The following is a 16,595-nucleotide window of genomic DNA, read 5'->3' as shown; positions in this document are numbered from 1 at the left end:
TAGCTTGACGCCGTGCCTTGCCGTTGATTCAGGAGGTTTTGCGAAGAACTTCCGGAGATCAGCGATGTGGACCGATACCACCCGCGCGCATCATTCGCGCAAAGGCCTCGCCCTGCCAAGCGATTTGACCGATGGTGAGTGGGCCGTTCTGGAGCCCTTTTTCCCGCCGCCATCGCAGACTGGGCGGCCTCGCAAATGGCCAGTCCGGCGCATTGTCGAGGCGATCCTTTACCTGCTTCGCGGCGGGTTGCCCTGGCGGATGCTGCCCCCCTGTTTTCCGCCGGCCTCGACCGTGCAGCGCTGGTTCTACTTATGGCGCGATGCGGGCCTGTGGGAACGGATCAACCATTATCTGCTGCAAGACCTACGCACCGCCCAGGGCCGTGAGGCTTCGCCCAGTGCCGGTGTAATCGACAGCCAAAGCGTCAAGACGACCGAAAGCGGAGGTCCGCAGGGCTATGATGCAGGTAAAAAGATCAAGGGGCGCAAGCGTCATATCGTGACCGATACCGAAGGTAATCTGGTTCATGCCGTGGTCCACACCGCCGATATCCAGGACCGTGACGGTGCTCCGCTGCTGCTGGCCGAGATCGTCCGCTCGTTCCCATGGCTGCGGCACGTCTTCGCCGATGGCGGCTATGCCGGGAAGAAGCTCAGGGGTAGCCTCGCCCGGCTCGGGCAGTGGACCATCGAGATCATCAAACGGTCCGACAGGGCAAAGGGCTTCGAAATCCTGCCGCGACGCTGGGTGGTCGAGCGGACATTCGCCTGGCTCGGCCGCAACCGTCGCCTTGCAAAGGACTTCGAACAGACCCTCGCATCGGCCCGCTGCTGGCTGTTCACCGCTTCCGTCCAGCTCCTCACTCGACGCATCGTACGTCTATGAAAATACAGCCGATAGTTTCGAGTCAGACTCTGAGAATTGCGGAGCCTCCAACAAAACTAGGCTTCGTGGACAAAGGATATCCAGAGTTTGACTGAGGCGAGCGCGACGAAGCCGAGGTAGGACTCTCTGGTCTTGTCATAGCGGTTGTTTCGCGGCCACGTTAAACGTCGTGCAGACGAGAGAGGGCGTTTGTTATGGTAATCGGGACACGAGTTTCTGAGCGGTTTCTGTACCTAACGCCGCCCGATGGACAATAGGTTTCTTCTCGAACTTGGGCTAGCTCGCGGTAAGCGCAGTATAATTGGGAGACCACACATGGCGGTAGAAGAATCCGATGGACACGTCGAGAAATCGGTAACGCGTGACGACGGCAGCTGGCAAATCCCAGAGCCGGGTCACTCTGAACTCGTGCAGATGCGAATTCGCCTCATCACCCTTGAAAACATCGTTCTCGGGCTCCTCTCTGATGCGACCGAAAAGCAGGTCGACCAGATAAGGCGGCGCGCCGATATGATAGAGCCACGCGCTGATGCCACAAGGCATCCGCTCACCGAATTGGCAGCAGACGACATGCGGAAATTTCTTGATCGATCTCAAAGGATCCTGAAAGTAAGCGGTTCCAGCGACGCGATCATAGAATAACTATCGACCAAGTGATTGAAGTTGCTGGTTTTGCCGGATCCGCTTTTTACGACCGTCGCGAATAAAGGCCGAAGCGTGAATCGAACTTTTTGGCTGATATTTTTGTGGGAGCCTGGTCGCCTTCGTCTAAGAGATTTTCCAAATGCCTTTCTTCGACGGTGCAAACCTCACCCCATATGAGCGAACAGTACGCTGCGGCCTCGCCAGTCTCGGCGATGGCCGAATCCTGTTGACGGTTAATGAATTGGCCGTCCTCAAAGGTGGTGGCAACTGGCTTTGGTAACCTTCCAAGTCCCCGATCGCAATCTACCTTGCCTTTGGTCTCGAGGTTGCGGCCGTGGTGGTATTGATTGCCACCTCGCTGCCGCGCGAGAGCATCTCGAGTTGGCGCTATAGCGACTTGATGCCGGTCGAGCCTGCAACGGGCCTGGCGCTGGTGCTCATCAGTATGTGGATTATCGTACCTTACTTTCCTTGGCTTTCGTGAGGTTTGTGCGGCCTTAACCTGAATGATTAACCTCGGCGCTTACTGTTTCGTTCAAAATTCCCCCCGCCGCCTTATCCTAGGCATGCGATTGGCGAGCAGGATAAATTCGGAAAGGGCAAACTATGTGCCGCCGAGCGCGAAAAGCAGGAGCCACGAATTGTTGATGGGGTGGCGCTGCGTCCAATCCATGATGTGGAGTCTCCAGATGATAACTCCGCCAGCTAGCCAATTGCGGTGAGGGCGAGGCCGATCAGACGTCGTGCGGCGCAAACAGAATAGCTGCGGCACTGGCGGGACAAATCGCCGTTTCCAGCAGGTCCCAGCGGTCCGTCGGAGTTTCTTCGACCATCCAGAGCCAGCGACGTGAGGCAGCGATATAGACGCCGCGATAAGCCGCAAACGCCCGACCTGCGGCGTCGGCGTCAGTCCGCGCAAAAAATGTGCGAAGAGGGCGTACGACAGGATGCCGGGTTCAGCCACAAGCGCTGAGCGATCCATACTCATCCACGCCAGAAAGCAAGACACCCCGCGATTTCGGCGAGCGCGGCTAGGGATAGATCCAGACGGCGCTCACTGGATCGCGTCTTTTGCGAGCGTCTCGATAACCCGACAGTCGCTGACGGTGCCCTGGTCGCAGGTCGCAAGCATTCGGTCGAGTTCCCCGTGGAGCGCAAGGAGATCGATCTTCCGTTCGACTTCGGCGAGATCAGTGCGCGCAAGCGCACCGACGGCCGCGCAGGATCGTGACTTGTCGTCGGCCAGGTCGAGCAGTTCGCGAAACCGGAGCATAGGACACCAACCGCTATGACAGCTCCGAAAGTTGTAATATCACGTCTCGATAAGCGTCTAAATCCTTGTGCACGGAAAATGCCTGTCAGCAACAACTTGCTGATCAGTACTCGTCGCGCAGCCTTGGGATGTCTCTTTGTGCAATCAAAAGAGATGCGTGTTTACAAAGACAGGGATGATCATGGCGAAGATGAAGGCAGCGGTGTTCGTGGAGCCGGGGCGGATTGTGCTCGATGAGAAGCCGATTCCGGAAGTCGGGGCACTCGATGCGCTTGTGCGGATCACCACTACCACCATCTGCGGCACCGACGTGCACATTCTGAAAGGCGAATACCCGGTTGCCCCCGGCCTTACCGTTGGACACGAGCCGGTCGGGATTATCGAAAAGCTGGGCTCGGCCGTCACCGGGTACCACGAGGGTCAGCGGGTGATCGCAGGCGCGATCTCACCCAGTGGCCACAGCAACGCCTGTCTTGCCGGCTTTCATTCGCAAGACGGACCGGACGCTCGCCATGGCTGGAAATCGATCGGCGGATGGAAGCTCGGTAACACGATCGACGGCTGCCAGGCGGAGTATGTGCTGGTTCCGGACGCCATGGCTAACCTCGCCCCTGTCCCCGACGGTCTGACGGACGAGCAGGTGTTGATGTGCCCGGATATCATGTCGACGGGCTTTGGAGGGGCAGAGCGAGGCGGCGTCCGGATCGGCGATACCGTCGCGGTATTCGCGCAGGGGCCTATTGGCCTCTGCGCTGCGGCCGGCGCGAAGCTTGCCGGGGCAACCCTCGTCATTGGGGTCGATCGTTTGCCCGCACGTCTCCTGACCGCGAAAGCGCTGGGTATTGATGCCGTGGTGGACGCCGGCACCGTCGATCCTGTGGACGAGATACTGCGCCTGACCGACGGGCGGGGGGTGGACGTCGCGATCGAGGCGCTTGGAAGCCAGGCAACATTCGAGGCATGCCTGAGGGTGCTGCGCCCAGGTGGAACGCTTTCGAGTCTTGGCGTCTATTCCGCGGATATAAATGTCCCGCTGGATGCGTTTGCCGCCGGGCTTGGCGATCTCAGCATCGTAACGACGCTGTGTCCGGGCGGAAAGGAACGCATGCGCCGACTCATCAACGTCCTGGCGGCGGGGAGGGTAGACCTCCGGCCCATGGTTACCCATCGCTACAAGCTCGACGACATCGAAGCAGCCTATGAACTCTTCGCCCACCAGCGTGACGGCGTACTCAAGGTGGCCATCACACCTTAAAAAAGCCTCCCTCTCTCGAAGGGTCCCAGGCCTTGGGGTTTGGCCAAGAGAAAGCCGATACAATAATGGATATTTTGATCTGGATCATGGGCGAGGGCAATCAAAAAGGTCTTTGCCAAACCCAGGCTTCAGAACCGCACGACCGAACCACCAGCAGAGATAATAGATGACATCAATTGATCGACGAAAGTTTTTGGCCGCAGGCAGCGTCTCGCTCGGTGCCCTGGGTATCGCGGCTGCCATGCCAGCTTGGGCGCGCGGAGCGATGGGGGGAACTCTTGCGCGTCGCGGTAGCGATGTCCTGTCGGGAGAACATCTAAGCCTGACAGTGGCCGACGCCGTTTTCGAGACGGGGGCTCGTCGTGGTCCCGCCGTCACCGTCAATGGGACGATCCCGGGACCGTTGTTACGGCTGAGAGAGGGACAGAACCTTGTCGTCGATTTGCTCAACAACAGCTCGGAAGATACCTCGGTCCATTGGCATGGCATGCTGGTTCCATTCCTTATGGACGGTGTTCCGGGCGTATCGATGGCTGGCCTCAAGCCGGGCGAACGATTCCGCTACGACTTCCCGGTCCGGCAGGCGGGAACCTACTGGTGGCACGCGCACACGTTGCAGGAGCCAATGGGACATTACGGCCCCATCATCATCGATCCGGCCGAGCCGGAGCCTTTCGCCTATGATCGCGACTATGTCCTCATGCTCTCGGACTGGTCGCCGATGAACCCGCATACGATCATGAAAAAGCTCAAGGTGGCCGACGCCTATTTCAACTACAACAAAACCACTGCAACCGACGATTATCCGCTGAGCGGTGCAGCGCGCAGGATGTGGGCGCGCATGCGGATGATGCCGACCGACATCTCTGATGTGACCGGGTCGACCTACAGCTTTCTCGTCAACGGATATGGTCCCGACGACGGGCTGGAATTTGCCTATCGCCCGGGTGAACGAATCCGCCTCAGAATCATCAACGGCGCCGCGATGACATACTTCAATGTGCGGATTCCCGGATTGCCGATGACAGTTGTCGCCGCAGACGGGCAGAATGTCCGCCCCTTGGAGGTTGACGAGTTCCAGATTGGCAACGCGGAAACGTACGATGTCATCATCGAGCCGAGAGATGGCGATGCCTTTGCTTTTATCGCCGAAGCGATGGATCGCACCGGGATGGGCCTGGCCATGTTCGCGGCCCGACCGGGCGCGCGCGCTTCCGTCCCTGACCTGCGCGCGCCGCCGCTGCTGACAATGGCCGATATGGGCATGAGCGACATGGAACCTGGCTCGATGGACCATGAAGGCGTGGGAGGCGCGCAGTCTGCGCCAATGGGTGCGATGGCGATGGACGGAATGAGCATGCGCGACACATCGAAGTTGCCACCGGACGTAAAGGTCGGTCCGGGGCTCGACATGGTGGCAATGAATCCGGTCGACCGCATGGGCTATCCCGGTACCGGGCTCGACAAGGTCTCCCACCGCGTGCTGACGTACAAGGACCTGGTGGCGGCCAAACCGAACAGGGATCAGCGCCGGCCTTCGCGCTCGGTCGAGATTCATCTGACCGGTAACATGGAGCGCTACATGTGGTCTTTTGACGGGAAGAAGTTTTCTGCCGTCACCGATGACCCCATTCGCTTCGCGTTCAACGAACGCGTCCGTGTGCGTCTGGTGAACGATACGATGATGGCGCATCCCATTCATCTGCACGGCCACTTCTTCGAACTGGTGAATGGCCACGACGGTTTTCAGCCCCTCAAGCATACGCTTACGGTCCAGCCAGGAAGCAGTGCAACTTTTGATCTGACTGCCGATGAGCCTGGCGACTGGGCATTCCATTGCCACCTTATCTACCACATGCACAACGGCATGTTTCAGGTCGTCACCGTCCGCCCCCTGAACGGGGAGGTTGGGCAATGAGGACTGGAGCGTTCATTCTTCTGCTGGCTTCGGCTGCTCCTGCATACGCACAAGACCATGCAGCGCACCAACCCCACGAAGTGCAAGCAGATGCACCAGATAAGGCGCCGCCGCAGTCGGCGCATCCCGAGCAGGAAAGCGAAATCCAGGCAGCCACAGCGCTGCCGCCGATGGATCACGGGTCGATGGATCATCAGCAGCCAGGCGAGCCGGGAGGAATGGATTCCGGCGCCGTTGGCCACGATCCTGCGGGAGCCATGGAGATGGACGGCGCCATAGATCACTCGGCTCATGGCGCGATGGATAAAGTTGCGGGAATCCCGGAAGCTCCGCCGCCGCCGGAGGCATATTCTGGCCCTGCCTATGCGGCCGATGCCTTCGTCGGTCCCCGAATCATGGCAGCTTCGCGCGCAGCAGTGGCGCGCGTGGTCAGCGGCCTGCCCGTCTTCTGGTTCATGGCTGACCGGGCGGAATATCGCGTGCGCCAGGGCAAAGACGGATATTTGTGGGATGTTCAAGGCTATTACGGCGGCGATATCGACAAGTTCTGGTTCAAGAGCGAAGGTGAGGGCGTTTTCAGCGAGAATCCGGAATCAGCTGAAGTCCAAGCGCTCTGGAGCCACGCAATTGGCCCATGGTGGGATCTGCAAGCGGGTGTCCGGCAAGATCTGGCCGGTCCCGACCGGACGCATGCAGTCGTTGGCGTCCAGGGGCTTGCCCCCTACCTATTCGAAGTCGATGCGGCCGCCTTCGTCTCCAACAAGGGTGATGTCACCGCGCGGATCGAGGGCGAGCTTGACCAGCGTATCACCCAGCGGCTGATCCTGCAGCCGCGTGCGGAAATAGGCCTTTCGGCACAGGACATACCAGAGCTCGGGATTGGCGCCGGCGTCGATCGTATCGAGACCGGCTTGCGCTTGCGATACGAGTTCGTGCGCGAATTTGCACCCTATGTCGGGATCGATCAGGAGTGGCGGCTTGGCCAAAGCGCCGATTATGCCAGGGCTGCCGGAGAGGATCCGAGCGTGACCAGTTTCGTCGTTGGCGTGCGTCTATGGTTCTGACACGCAAGCCTCAGCTGGGAAACGAATATTCTCGAGTATGAGCCGGATCGTCAATTGCAGTGACGGTCTCGGCCACGTCCTTCGGCCCGAGTAAAGCTGATAAGGCGATCGGAACATATTTTGCACTGAGCGTGGAGAGTATCCACCCGTTCGCAGACAGAATGAAAGGCGCATATTATGCTCGGGCCCTCCTCTGCCTCATCCTTGCGGACACTCGATGATATCGACTTTGGCGGCAAGACCGCCATCGTCAGGGTCGACCTCAATGTGCCCGTCGAAGACGGGGTCGTGGCCGACGCCACCCGGATCGAGCGCATTATCCCTACGCTTGTCGAACTGACCGCGAAGGGCGCGAAAGTTGTCCTCCTTTCTCACCTGGGTCGTCCGAAGGGAAAGGTGGTTGCCGATATGAGTCTCGAGCCCGTCGCGGGCGCGCTGGAGAAAGCGATGGGCATGCCGGTTCGTTTCGTCGCGACGAACTGGCGCGATGGCCATGCGAGAGAGGCCGTCAAAGCCGCGGCGCCGGGCGATCTACTGCTCATGGAAAACACGCGGTTCCATCCGGGTGAGGAGACCAACGATCCAGAGCTGGTCGCGCAGTTCGCAAACCTGGGCGACATATACGTAAACGACGCATTTTCCTCAGCGCATCGTGCTCATGCATCGACGGAGGGCATCGCGCACGTGCTGCCGGCGGTGGCAGGGCGCGCTCTGCAGGCTGAGATCAAGTCGCTGAGCCTGGTTCTCGAAAACCCGGATCGCCCGGTGTTCGCGCTTGTCGGCGGAGCCAAGGTTTCCACCAAGCTCGATCTCCTCGTCAATTTGGTCGCCAAGATGCAGGCCATCGGCATTGGGGGTGCGATGGCCAACACGTTTCTGGCTGCCCAGGACCGGCCAATAGGCAGATCGATGGCCGAACGCGAAATGCTGGACAATGCCCGTGAGGTTATCCACCGTGCTAACGAGGCCGATTGCACGATTTTCCTGCCGATCGACGTGGTCGTAGCCACCGAGTTTACCGCCGGCGCCGTCTCGCGTACGGTTTCGGTTGAGCGGGTCGGCGCAGACGAAATGATCCTCGACGTCGGTCCCGCGACAGTAGCGCTTCTTGAGAAGGCGCTGAAGCACATGCGGACCGTCGTCTGGAATGGTCCGGTTGGAGCGTTCGAGGTTCCGCCTTTCGACCAGGGAACGGTAGCCCTTGCCGGGGCGATCGCCGATTTGGCAGATGCTGGGCGCCTCCGAGCAGTCGCGGGCGGGGGTGACACGGCCGCAGCGCTCAACCACGCGGGCGTTGCCGACCGGTTCAGTTACGTGTCGAGCGCAGGTGGGGCGTTCCTCGAATGGCTAGAGGGTAAGGCGCTGCCCGGCGTCGTGGCGCTGCGAAGATGAAGGTGAAATCATATGCGCACAGAACCATGTATGACCTCTTTCCTCGCACCTCTAGGTTTCTAGCCCCTCCCGCGCACGCTCGAGCACCTTCATCTCCTTAACCTGCTCGTTCCTGAGCTTTCGGACCGCATTGGCAGTGTCTCTAGGAACGCCGGGTTGCTTCAGCAGGACATTGGACATGTCTATCGCGCCGCGATGATGTTCGATCATCTTCCTCAACCAGACCGTGCACACATCGGGACCGAAAACGCCTGTGGTTGCATCGTGCATTTTTTGTATCGGCCGCAGAAAGACCAGCGCGCTCTCGACATCTGTGGGCCCGTCGCGTAGCAGCTTCTCGAGCTCGCGGACCGCCCGTTCCTGCGCTCGCACCGTGTGCATTGCCAGAGCCCGGATTTCAGGAGATGGATTTTCCTGAAGAAGCACCCGCGACAGTGCCGCTCCGCCCTCGTGGTGCGCAATCATCATTCTTACCCAATTGTCGCCCGAGCTCGTTCCGATGGCGGCTCTCATGCTGTCGTACATGGCGGTTTCGGCCCGGAAGAATGGCCCAAGATCATGTGAAATGGCCTCGGAGGGATCGCCGCCGTTCTGGGCCCCCGTGCGGTCACAAGCCGACATTGTCATCAACAAGCAAGTTGCCGTGATCTGCCGTGCGTCCAGTCGTTTCTTCATATCCGCCGATCTGACGATTGCACTGGCACATATTCTTATCACCCCGTTGTTCGTTCGTCACACGTTTGTGTACCTCCAATGAGCTGGCGCTATCAGCATCTTGGATAGTGAGTGTCTTGGGCTGACGGGCGGAAAGGTCGCTCCAGGTTCATCGGAGGTTTTGTGTCGATGGAGGAAATCGCCTCCAGCCATCCCTGCCGGCAGTCGAATGACGCATTCACGATTTCTGGACCTGGGGGCGGGAGATTGCGGGCAACAGGACGCTTCTGAAGCCTTGTCCGGACAGGCGGCTGCGGAGCAACCATGCCGATGATGACTTTTTTCCGTCGGCTTGAACCTTTTCAGTGCGGTGGTCGGATAGTCCTTGGATTTGCCGTGGGGCAGGGACAAGGTACACCGGGTTTTAATGTAGATCGCCACATTGGGAGGGAGTTCATGGTCGGCGGAAGCCATCCTGCATCAGCAGCTTCAGGATCGGATATTCTTGCGCTGATTGGCGATGGTGTCGTCAGCACAGACGGAAGCGGACGCATCCTGCTTTTCAACCGTGCAGCTGAAGAGATTTTCGGCTACGAGGCTGACGAGATACTTGGCGAAACGGTCGAGATCCTTCTTCCTCGTCGCTTTCGTGCGAGACATGTCAGCGACGTGAAGGCGTTCGCGGCGGATTCGGAGGCGACCCGCCGCATCATGGGGCATCGCAGGGATGTGCTCGGGCAACGCAAGAATGGCGAAGAATTCCCCGTCGAAGCCACGCTATCCCGGCATGTGCTCAGTGGGAACACCACCCTCACGGTCGTGATCCGGGACGTCTCGGAGCGCAGGCATCTTGAGCAGGAACTCGAAACGCGTAACCGCGAGCTTGCAGCGAACGAAAGTCGCTTGCGCCTGGCGCTCGGGGGCGGGCGCATGGGTACGTGGGAGTGGAACCTCCAGAACAATGAACTCGTGGGCGATGACGCCTTGCGGCACCTATGGGGGTTGAGCGAACAGGAACGGCTCAATGTCGATGATGCTTTTGCGAGGGTTCACCCGGAGGATCTACCCGGGCTGCGCCGGGTGCTCGATAACGCCATTGCCAGGACCGAAGAGTTTGCCGGGGAGTTCCGGATTCGCGATCGGGAGGGATCATCCCGCTGGGTAGCCGCGCGGGGCACGGTCTTGCGCGGAGGGGAAGGAGAAGCCAAGACCCTTGTTGGCGTCTCCTTCGATGTGAGCGAGCGGCGTGAGCTTGACGAACAGCGACGCCTGCTCGCCGCCGAGCTGAATCACCGCATGAAGAACATGATGGCGTTGGTTCAATCCGTCGTGAGTCTTTCCTCTCGTGGCACCCAATCCGTGGATGCTTACAAGCAAGCGCTGCAGGGGCGGCTTGGCGCGGTCGCCAAGAGCCTGAACCTGACGCAAGACGGCGAGAGCGGCACCACTCTGCTTGATCAGCTCCTTCGCGAGTTGGAGCCCTTCCGGAACGCGCACGGCACCAATATCGTGCTTGCGGGCCCAACTGTCTCACTTGATGCGAAGACAGGTCTTTCGGTCGGCTTGGTTCTCCACGAATTGGCTACCAATGCTGCGAAATACGGGGCCCTGAGCCTTGCGACAGGGACCGTCTCGGTAGAATGGGCCCTTGAGGACAGTGATCGAGGCTGTTGGCTGACGCTGGAATGGAGAGAGAGCGGCGGACCGCCCGTATCTCCGCCAACGCACCGCGGTTTTGGCAGTACCCTGATCGAGACGACGCTTACGCGATCTTTGCGCGGGAAAGTTGAAATAGACTATCTTCCCCAGGGATTGCTCTGCCGTATGGCGTTGCCGCTTGAGAACAAAGAGGAACGGTTGAGCCTCTGATTGGACATTTCCAAAAAATCTGATCAGCGGCAAACTTATTAGCAGGAAGGAACGCTGCCTCCCGAGCAATCGGTTGGTGCCTTTCGCGCCGCGTTTCCGCGACTCGTCGGTTGAAGCCCGATGGGCCGCCGTGTCGTTTTCCCGGCGCGGCGGCTCTGATCGGTTTGTTAATGATGCGTCATTTCGCCCTGCTGAGCCGCCATCTGCTCCATCATGTCATGCATCATCGCCATGCGTTCCTGACAAGCGCGCATCATGGCGGCATGATCGCCTTTCATCATGCTTGCCATGTGTTCCTGCATTTTCTGCTGGTGCTCGGCCATCAGCCGCTGGCGCTCGGCCGGGTCGGTGGCGGTGCGCGCCTTTTGCATCAGCGCGCGCATTTCCTCCATCTTCTGACGGTGCTCTTGCATCGCTTGAGACCCCATCATCATGCCGGCCTTGTGGTCCGGTTCACCAGCCTGAGCGGTTGTAGCGCCGTGCTGATGTTCAGCCTGCTGTGCAATGGCGGGCGACGAAGCAAGCGCGGCGGCAAGTGCGGTTGTAAAGAGTGTCCGTTTCATCATCATTTCCTCTAAATTTCGGTGGGTTGATCGTGAATATTTCCTTGGCGTAGGCATTCTCCTTGTTTATTTCTTAGGGGGGTGCACGGGCCGATTGAGCCGCTATCACCGCTTTCAATTTATCTCTCACGCCTGCCGCGACCTCTGCCAGCGCCGCGTTTTCGATCGCTTGCATCGAGGCGACCGGATCGACCGCCGCGACTTCGAACGCCTCGGCAGCAACCTGCTGGATAATGACGTTGCAGGGCAGCATGGTTCCGATCTTGTCCTCGGCCTGCAATGCCTTGTGCGCCAGGGTTGGATTGCATGCGCCCAGGATACGGTAGGGCCGGAAGTCCGCGCCGATCTTTTCCTTTAGAGTTGCCTGCAGGTTGATCTCAGTGAGAATGCCGAACCCATGTTCTTGCAGCGGCGCCTTTACGCGCTCGTGCGCGGCTTCGATGTCTCCGGCTTCGATGGTCTTGGCAGAATAATAGCTCACGTTCGTTTCTCCTGTGTTGTTGCGGGCCGGCCTGGTTGCCGAATAGTGCCGGATCATGCCGATGGAGATGGTCATGCACGTGCGGCCCACAGAGCTCTGCGTCATCCGATCCGACGACGCGGCGCCGGCAACAGGGGGGGGGGTTCGGCCAGGTCGGCCAATCGGGGCGGCAAGGTCCGGGTAAGAGGACAACTTGCTGAGAGGTTTGCCGGAGCAACCGCAAACTGCTACGAGCCCCGCACCAGGCTGGCTCGGTGCGCCCAGTTCGAAATCGCAGGTCATTCCGGTTGATCATCACGCTTAGCCGCCTTCAGCCCGATCATCACCACGCTGTGGGTAATGGCAAGCGACCTGACGGACTTCGCCCGCGCCCAGAGGGTAGCTTTTGCCGCCAATCACAAGCCGGCTCGGTCCATCCCAGCTCTCGGATGCAGACACGGTGATGCGGCCGCCTTTGATCTCGACATCGAGCCATTGACCGCGGTGGCGAATGCGAAAGCTCAGACCTTGCAGCTCGTGCGGAAGGCAAGGGTCGAGCCGCAGCGTGTCATCGCGAATTTCCAGTCCGGTCTGCCCGCGCTGGATCAGATCAACCGTGCCGGCCATGGCACCAAGATGAATGCCCTCTGGGGTCGTACCTCCCTGAACATCGGCAATGTCACTCTCCAGCGCGTCTTTCAGCTGCATCCAGGATTCCGCTCGGTCCGATCGGGCCAGAACCCAGGAATGCACAATCCCACTCAGCGTCGAGCCGTTGGAGGTTCGTCGCAGATAGTAATCGACAGTTCGCGGGATCAGCTCTTTCTCAAAGCTATAGCCAAGATGGTTAAACAGATGTCCCAGTTCGTCGGATGAAAAGAGATAAAACAGCATCAGCACATCGGCCTGCTTTGATGCCTTGTAGCGATTGACGGTGTCTCCTTCGGCCTCAAGGATGCGATCGAGCCGGCGAATGTCTCCGTACTTTTCTCGGTAAGCCTCCCACTCGAACTCCAGCAGCCTTTCATAACCTTCGAATTGGCTGATCACCCCCTCGTGGAACGGCACCATCAGCTTGCGGCCGATCTCATCCCAGGCGGCGAGGTCCTCCGCGCTGAGACCGAGCGATTCGTCGAGTTCGGTTCGCCGTTCAGCATCGAGGTGATTGCGGGCCTCCAATGCGCGACCGAGCACCCAGGCTGCCATGACATTGGTGTAGGCGTTGTTGTCGAGTCCGGGCGTATCCGACCACGGATAGCGATCGTGGAATTCGTCCGGGCCCATTGCGCCGCGAATTTCGTATCGGCCGCGAATTGGGTTGAAGACCGCAATGCTCGCCCAGAATCGGGCGATCTCGAATAGCATTTCCGCGCCGTAATACGACAGGAACTCGTGATCTCCCGTCGCCTGGTAATAGCGCCAGACATTGTACGCGATGGCGGCGTTGACATGACGTTGCAGGTGCGAGTTGTCGGGCAACCAGCGGCCGGATTTGGGGTTGAGATGGAGCGTCTGCGTCTCCTCCCGCCCGTCGCTGCCGCTCTGCCACGGGTACATGGCGCCGCGGTATCCGCTTTCGTGCGCCAGCCATCGTGCCATGGGCAGCCTGCGATGCCGGTAGCACAGCAGCGCGCGCGTGATCTCGGGGATGCGCAGGTTGAAGAAAGGGAAGATGAAGAGTTCGTCCCAGAAGATGTGACCGCGATACGCCTCGCCATGAAGGCCACGCGCGGGCACACCGGCGTCGAGATCGACGCTGTGCGGTGAAACGGTCTGCAGTAAATGAAAGATATGCAGCCGCAGGATCATCTGCGTTCGCTGTCTTCCCTCCATAGTGATGTCGCAGCGGCGCCACAGCTGCGACCAGGCGCGGGCGTGATCCTCGAGCAGCGCCGCAAAGCGCCCTGCCTTGCGCAGCGTGTTCCGCGCCGCCTGCTCGGGACTCGAAATAGCCCGGTCACGCGAAGTGTGTAGCGCGACAATCTTTTCGATCGTGACGGGGCTTCCTTCCGCCACCTCGAACGAGAGCGCGTGAGCGGCATAACCGTGATCCTGCCGGAACTGGCGTTCGCTCTTTATCCGTTCGTTGTTGCTGTAAGCGCGAGTTTGGGCCGCCTCGGCGATCCGGATACGCGATTGGCTGGTCTCAGCGACGAGAAGGAGTCCGTCCTCACCAAGCTCCTCGGCGATCAATGGGATGAGGTGCTTGCCATCGAGCTGGCGGTAGCGCGTAACGCCGCAGTTGATCACTCGTCCGTCGAGAGCGGACAGCACTTCGATGCCCCCCGACCAGTTGTCTGGTAGCAGCGTCCATTCGATCGCGGCGAGGTGGGGCGAACCCATGTGGACGAGACGGCGGGCGGTGAGATGCGTTTCCCTCCCTTCGCGGTCGCGCACGCGCATCACGCGCCGGAGCACGCCTTGTTCCAGGTCCAGTTCCTGGCGGTAGACAAGGATCTGGGTGCTGGGCAGATTGAGCCACTCGCCGCCCTCCGGCCGGAAGGTGAGCGGGAGCCAGTTCGGCAGGTTGACGAGATCCTCGTTTTCAACCGGCCGCCCGGCAATATCCGTCACCAGACGATTGTATCCGCCCGCCAGGTACGTGCCGGGATAGTGGGTTTCGTCCGCATCGCTCTCTTCCACCGCGCCACGGGTTGCGAAATAGCCGTTGCCGAGCGTGCACAGCGCCTCGCGCAAGGCTTCCTGGTCCGGGTCGAAGCCGTCATAGGCAAGGGTCCAACTAGCCACGACGCGCCAGCTTTCGAGAGAGGGAGCCCAGAAACTGCTCGACCGCCTGGGTGTCCGACAATTTATACTGCGCTAAGGTATGGCGGGCAGCGTTCGTCACCAGGATGCCGATCCCCCGACCTGACAGTGCGGCAAACGCGTCTTCGTCCGTATCGTCGTCGCCGACATAGAGCGGCACGACGTCTTCTGCTTCGAGATCGAGCGCGGACAATAGCCAGAGAACGGCTTTGCCCTTGTCCCAGTCCAAATCCGGACGCAGCTCGAAAACCTTCTTGCCGGTCGTTTGCCTCAGGCCATGGCGTTCAGCCGCCGTCTCCGCGGCGCGTTTGATTCGCGTGATTTGCCTTCGCGCCACCAGACGGTAGTGGACAGCGATGGCGAACTTCTTGCGTTCGAGCAGAACGCCTTCGATGTCGCCAATCTCGGCCTGGAGCAGTGCTTCGGCACGGTCCAGCGCCGAAAGAAAGGCGGAAGCGCCTTCATGCTCCTCATGCAAGCCATCGGGACCTGCGATGTCGAAGCCATGACTTCCAGCATAGACGAGACCGTCAAGGCCGACCAGACGAGCCACCTCCGCGCGGTCGCGCCCGCTGACGATGGCGACATGACAATGCGAGGCAAGATCCGCGAGGATCCCCCGCATTTCGGCGGACAGGACGGCAAGTTCTGGCCGGGCGACGATCGGCGTCAGCGTGCCGTCGTAGTCGAGAAAAACGGCCGGACGCTTCTTGGAAAATAGTGCGCATATGCCGGCCGTGCAGGAGAGGGCGTCGGGTAGAAGATCGGCGGTCTGATGGTTCTGGATCGGAGGAATCGGGCGAAGCTCCAGTTCGGCAAGATCCTCAACCACGATATCGGCACCTTTTGCTTTCATGGCAGCCGCAACGCCGGTCCGGTCGATACCGATCACGAGTCCGAAGCCGCCCGCCCTGCCGGCTGCTACACCGGCGATGGCATCTTCTATGACAACCGAGTGTTGCGGGGGCGTTTCCAGGCGCCGCGCTGCTTCGAGAAAGGTATCTGGCCGCGGCTTTCCTGCCAGCGAAAGCCGTTCGGCTTCCACGCCGTCGATCCGCACGTCGAAAATCCCTTTCAGACCGGCTGCATCGAGGACAGCCGATGCGTTCTTGCTTGAGGAGACGAGAGCGGTTTTCACGCCTTGACGGCGAAGCTCTCGGATGAAGGCAACGCTGGTTTCGAAGACTTCTACGCCGCTATCTGCCAGCTGCTCCTGGAAGAAACGATTCTTGCGGTTGCCGAGACCACAGATCGTCTCGCGATCAGGCGGATCGGCAGGATCGCCATGGGGCAGGCTGATCTTGCGCGATACGAGGAAGCTGCGCACTCCCTCGTATCGGGGCATGCCATCGATGAAGCGTCGGTAGTCCTCTTCTCCGAACGCGCGATATGGCTTGCCGCGCCGGTTTGTACGCTGGGCAAGGAATTCGTCGAACAATTGCTTCCATGCCGCTGCATGCAGCTGCGCCGTATTGGTGACCACGCCGTCAAGGTCAAAGAGGAAGGCCGCGTAACCCTCTTCATGCGGATCGGCCGGACCAGGGCTCATCGCTTTGCTGTGTCTCCGTTTTGCGGCGGTCCACCGATGACCGGCATCAGCGCTCTGCCCAACTTCGAGTGATGAAGCCCTTTTTTCTCCCTGCGGACGCACAAGAGAGGCTCCCAAGAAGAAGGACTACCATTAGACGAACGCGCTGCCGGCCCATTACACCGGCACGCGGGCCGCTCGCTCCTGCGGTGGTCCTCCGGACCGGCAAGTTTGCGGCAATGGGCCGAGACGACCGCCGCGTCGGCGCCGCATTTCACCTGTCGGCGGTTTTCGGAAGGACCACGGGAGTGGCTTGCGCGTA

The 16,595-nt window shown here is 60.1% G+C and carries 13 protein-coding genes and 1 pseudogene; 7 read left to right on the top strand and 7 right to left on the bottom strand.

Annotated features, from left to right (window positions below):
* Positions 1-64 precede the first annotated feature (64 nt).
* A complete protein-coding gene (locus FHS75_RS14995) occupies positions 65-886 on the top strand; it encodes an IS5 family transposase (RefSeq protein ID WP_053556532.1) in 822 nt (273 codons plus the stop codon).
* A 315-nt stretch (positions 887-1,201) separates the two neighbouring features.
* Positions 1,202-1,528 (top strand): hypothetical protein, encoded by a 327-nt coding sequence (locus FHS75_RS14990; protein WP_179408498.1) that lies wholly within the window; start codon positions 1,202-1,204, stop codon positions 1,526-1,528.
* A gap of 737 nt (positions 1,529-2,265) precedes the next feature.
* Here FHS75_RS14990 and FHS75_RS17980 read toward each other — a convergent pair.
* Positions 2,266-2,397 (bottom strand): annotated as a pseudogene (locus tag FHS75_RS17980) (YnfA family protein); the annotation flags it as partial.
* Positions 2,398-2,585: 188 nt separating this feature from the next.
* Positions 2,586-2,804, bottom strand: a complete 219-nt coding sequence (locus tag FHS75_RS14980) for a MerR family DNA-binding protein (RefSeq protein ID WP_066850924.1) — start codon at positions 2,802-2,804, stop codon at positions 2,586-2,588.
* A gap of 181 nt (positions 2,805-2,985) precedes the next feature.
* Between FHS75_RS14980 and FHS75_RS14975 the strand changes: the two genes are divergently transcribed.
* The 4 genes from FHS75_RS14975 (at position 2,986) to FHS75_RS14960 (ending at position 8,433) form a co-directional block, all read left to right on the top strand.
* Complete coding sequence (locus tag FHS75_RS14975; protein ID WP_179408497.1) at positions 2,986-4,059, top strand: zinc-binding dehydrogenase; 1,074 nt, start codon at positions 2,986-2,988, stop codon at positions 4,057-4,059.
* A 166-nt stretch (positions 4,060-4,225) separates the two neighbouring features.
* Positions 4,226-5,977, top strand: a complete 1,752-nt coding sequence (locus FHS75_RS14970; RefSeq protein ID WP_179408496.1) for a copper resistance system multicopper oxidase — start codon at positions 4,226-4,228, stop codon at positions 5,975-5,977.
* Positions 5,974-7,041 carry a copper resistance protein B gene (locus FHS75_RS14965; RefSeq protein ID WP_179408495.1) on the top strand — a complete coding sequence of 356 codons (1,068 nt, stop codon included), beginning with the start codon at positions 5,974-5,976 and terminating at the stop codon, positions 7,039-7,041. Before FHS75_RS14970 ends, FHS75_RS14965 begins: the two co-directional genes overlap by 4 nt.
* A 177-nt stretch (positions 7,042-7,218) precedes the next feature.
* The gene (locus tag FHS75_RS14960) at positions 7,219-8,433 is read left to right on the top strand and encodes a phosphoglycerate kinase (protein ID WP_179408494.1); all 1,215 of its coding nucleotides are present in this window, start codon (positions 7,219-7,221) and stop codon (positions 8,431-8,433) included.
* Between the two features lie 51 nt (positions 8,434-8,484).
* On the opposite strand, the gene FHS75_RS17975 is transcribed toward FHS75_RS14960, so the two are convergent.
* On the bottom strand, positions 8,485-9,108 hold the full coding sequence (locus tag FHS75_RS17975) for a DUF305 domain-containing protein (RefSeq protein WP_179408493.1): 624 nt from the start codon (positions 9,106-9,108) through the stop codon (positions 8,485-8,487).
* A 435-nt stretch (positions 9,109-9,543) separates the two neighbouring features.
* Here FHS75_RS17975 and FHS75_RS14950 point away from each other — a divergent pair, with 435 nt between their 5' ends.
* A complete protein-coding gene (locus FHS75_RS14950; protein ID WP_179408492.1) occupies positions 9,544-10,956 on the top strand; it encodes a PAS domain S-box protein in 1,413 nt (470 codons plus the stop codon).
* Between the two features lie 167 nt (positions 10,957-11,123).
* Here the strand turns inward: FHS75_RS14950 and FHS75_RS14945 are convergent, their stop codons facing one another.
* The 4 genes from FHS75_RS14945 to otsB all read right to left on the bottom strand — a co-directional run bounded on the left by FHS75_RS14945 (position 11,124) and on the right by otsB (position 16,396).
* Positions 11,124-11,519 (bottom strand): EMC3/TMCO1 family protein, encoded by a 396-nt coding sequence (locus FHS75_RS14945; protein WP_179408491.1) that lies wholly within the window; start codon positions 11,517-11,519, stop codon positions 11,124-11,126.
* A gap of 73 nt (positions 11,520-11,592) precedes the next feature.
* Positions 11,593-12,075 carry a DUF302 domain-containing protein gene (locus tag FHS75_RS14940; protein WP_244959110.1) on the bottom strand — a complete coding sequence of 161 codons (483 nt, stop codon included), beginning with the start codon at positions 12,073-12,075 and terminating at the stop codon, positions 11,593-11,595.
* A gap of 225 nt (positions 12,076-12,300) precedes the next feature.
* Entirely contained in the window at positions 12,301-14,727 is a 2,427-nt protein-coding gene (locus FHS75_RS18200) for a glycoside hydrolase family 65 protein (protein ID WP_179408490.1), read from the bottom strand.
* The gene (otsB, locus tag FHS75_RS14930; protein ID WP_229735664.1) at positions 14,720-16,396 is read right to left on the bottom strand and encodes a trehalose-phosphatase; all 1,677 of its coding nucleotides are present in this window, start codon (positions 16,394-16,396) and stop codon (positions 14,720-14,722) included. The genes FHS75_RS18200 and otsB overlap by 8 nt, the downstream gene beginning before the upstream one ends.
* Positions 16,397-16,595: the final 199 nt, after the last annotated feature.

This window comes from Novosphingobium marinum (assembly GCF_013408095.1).
Lineage (GTDB): Bacteria > Pseudomonadota > Alphaproteobacteria > Sphingomonadales > Sphingomonadaceae > Novosphingobium > Novosphingobium marinum.
This window is presented reverse-complemented; position numbering and strand designations above follow the sequence as displayed.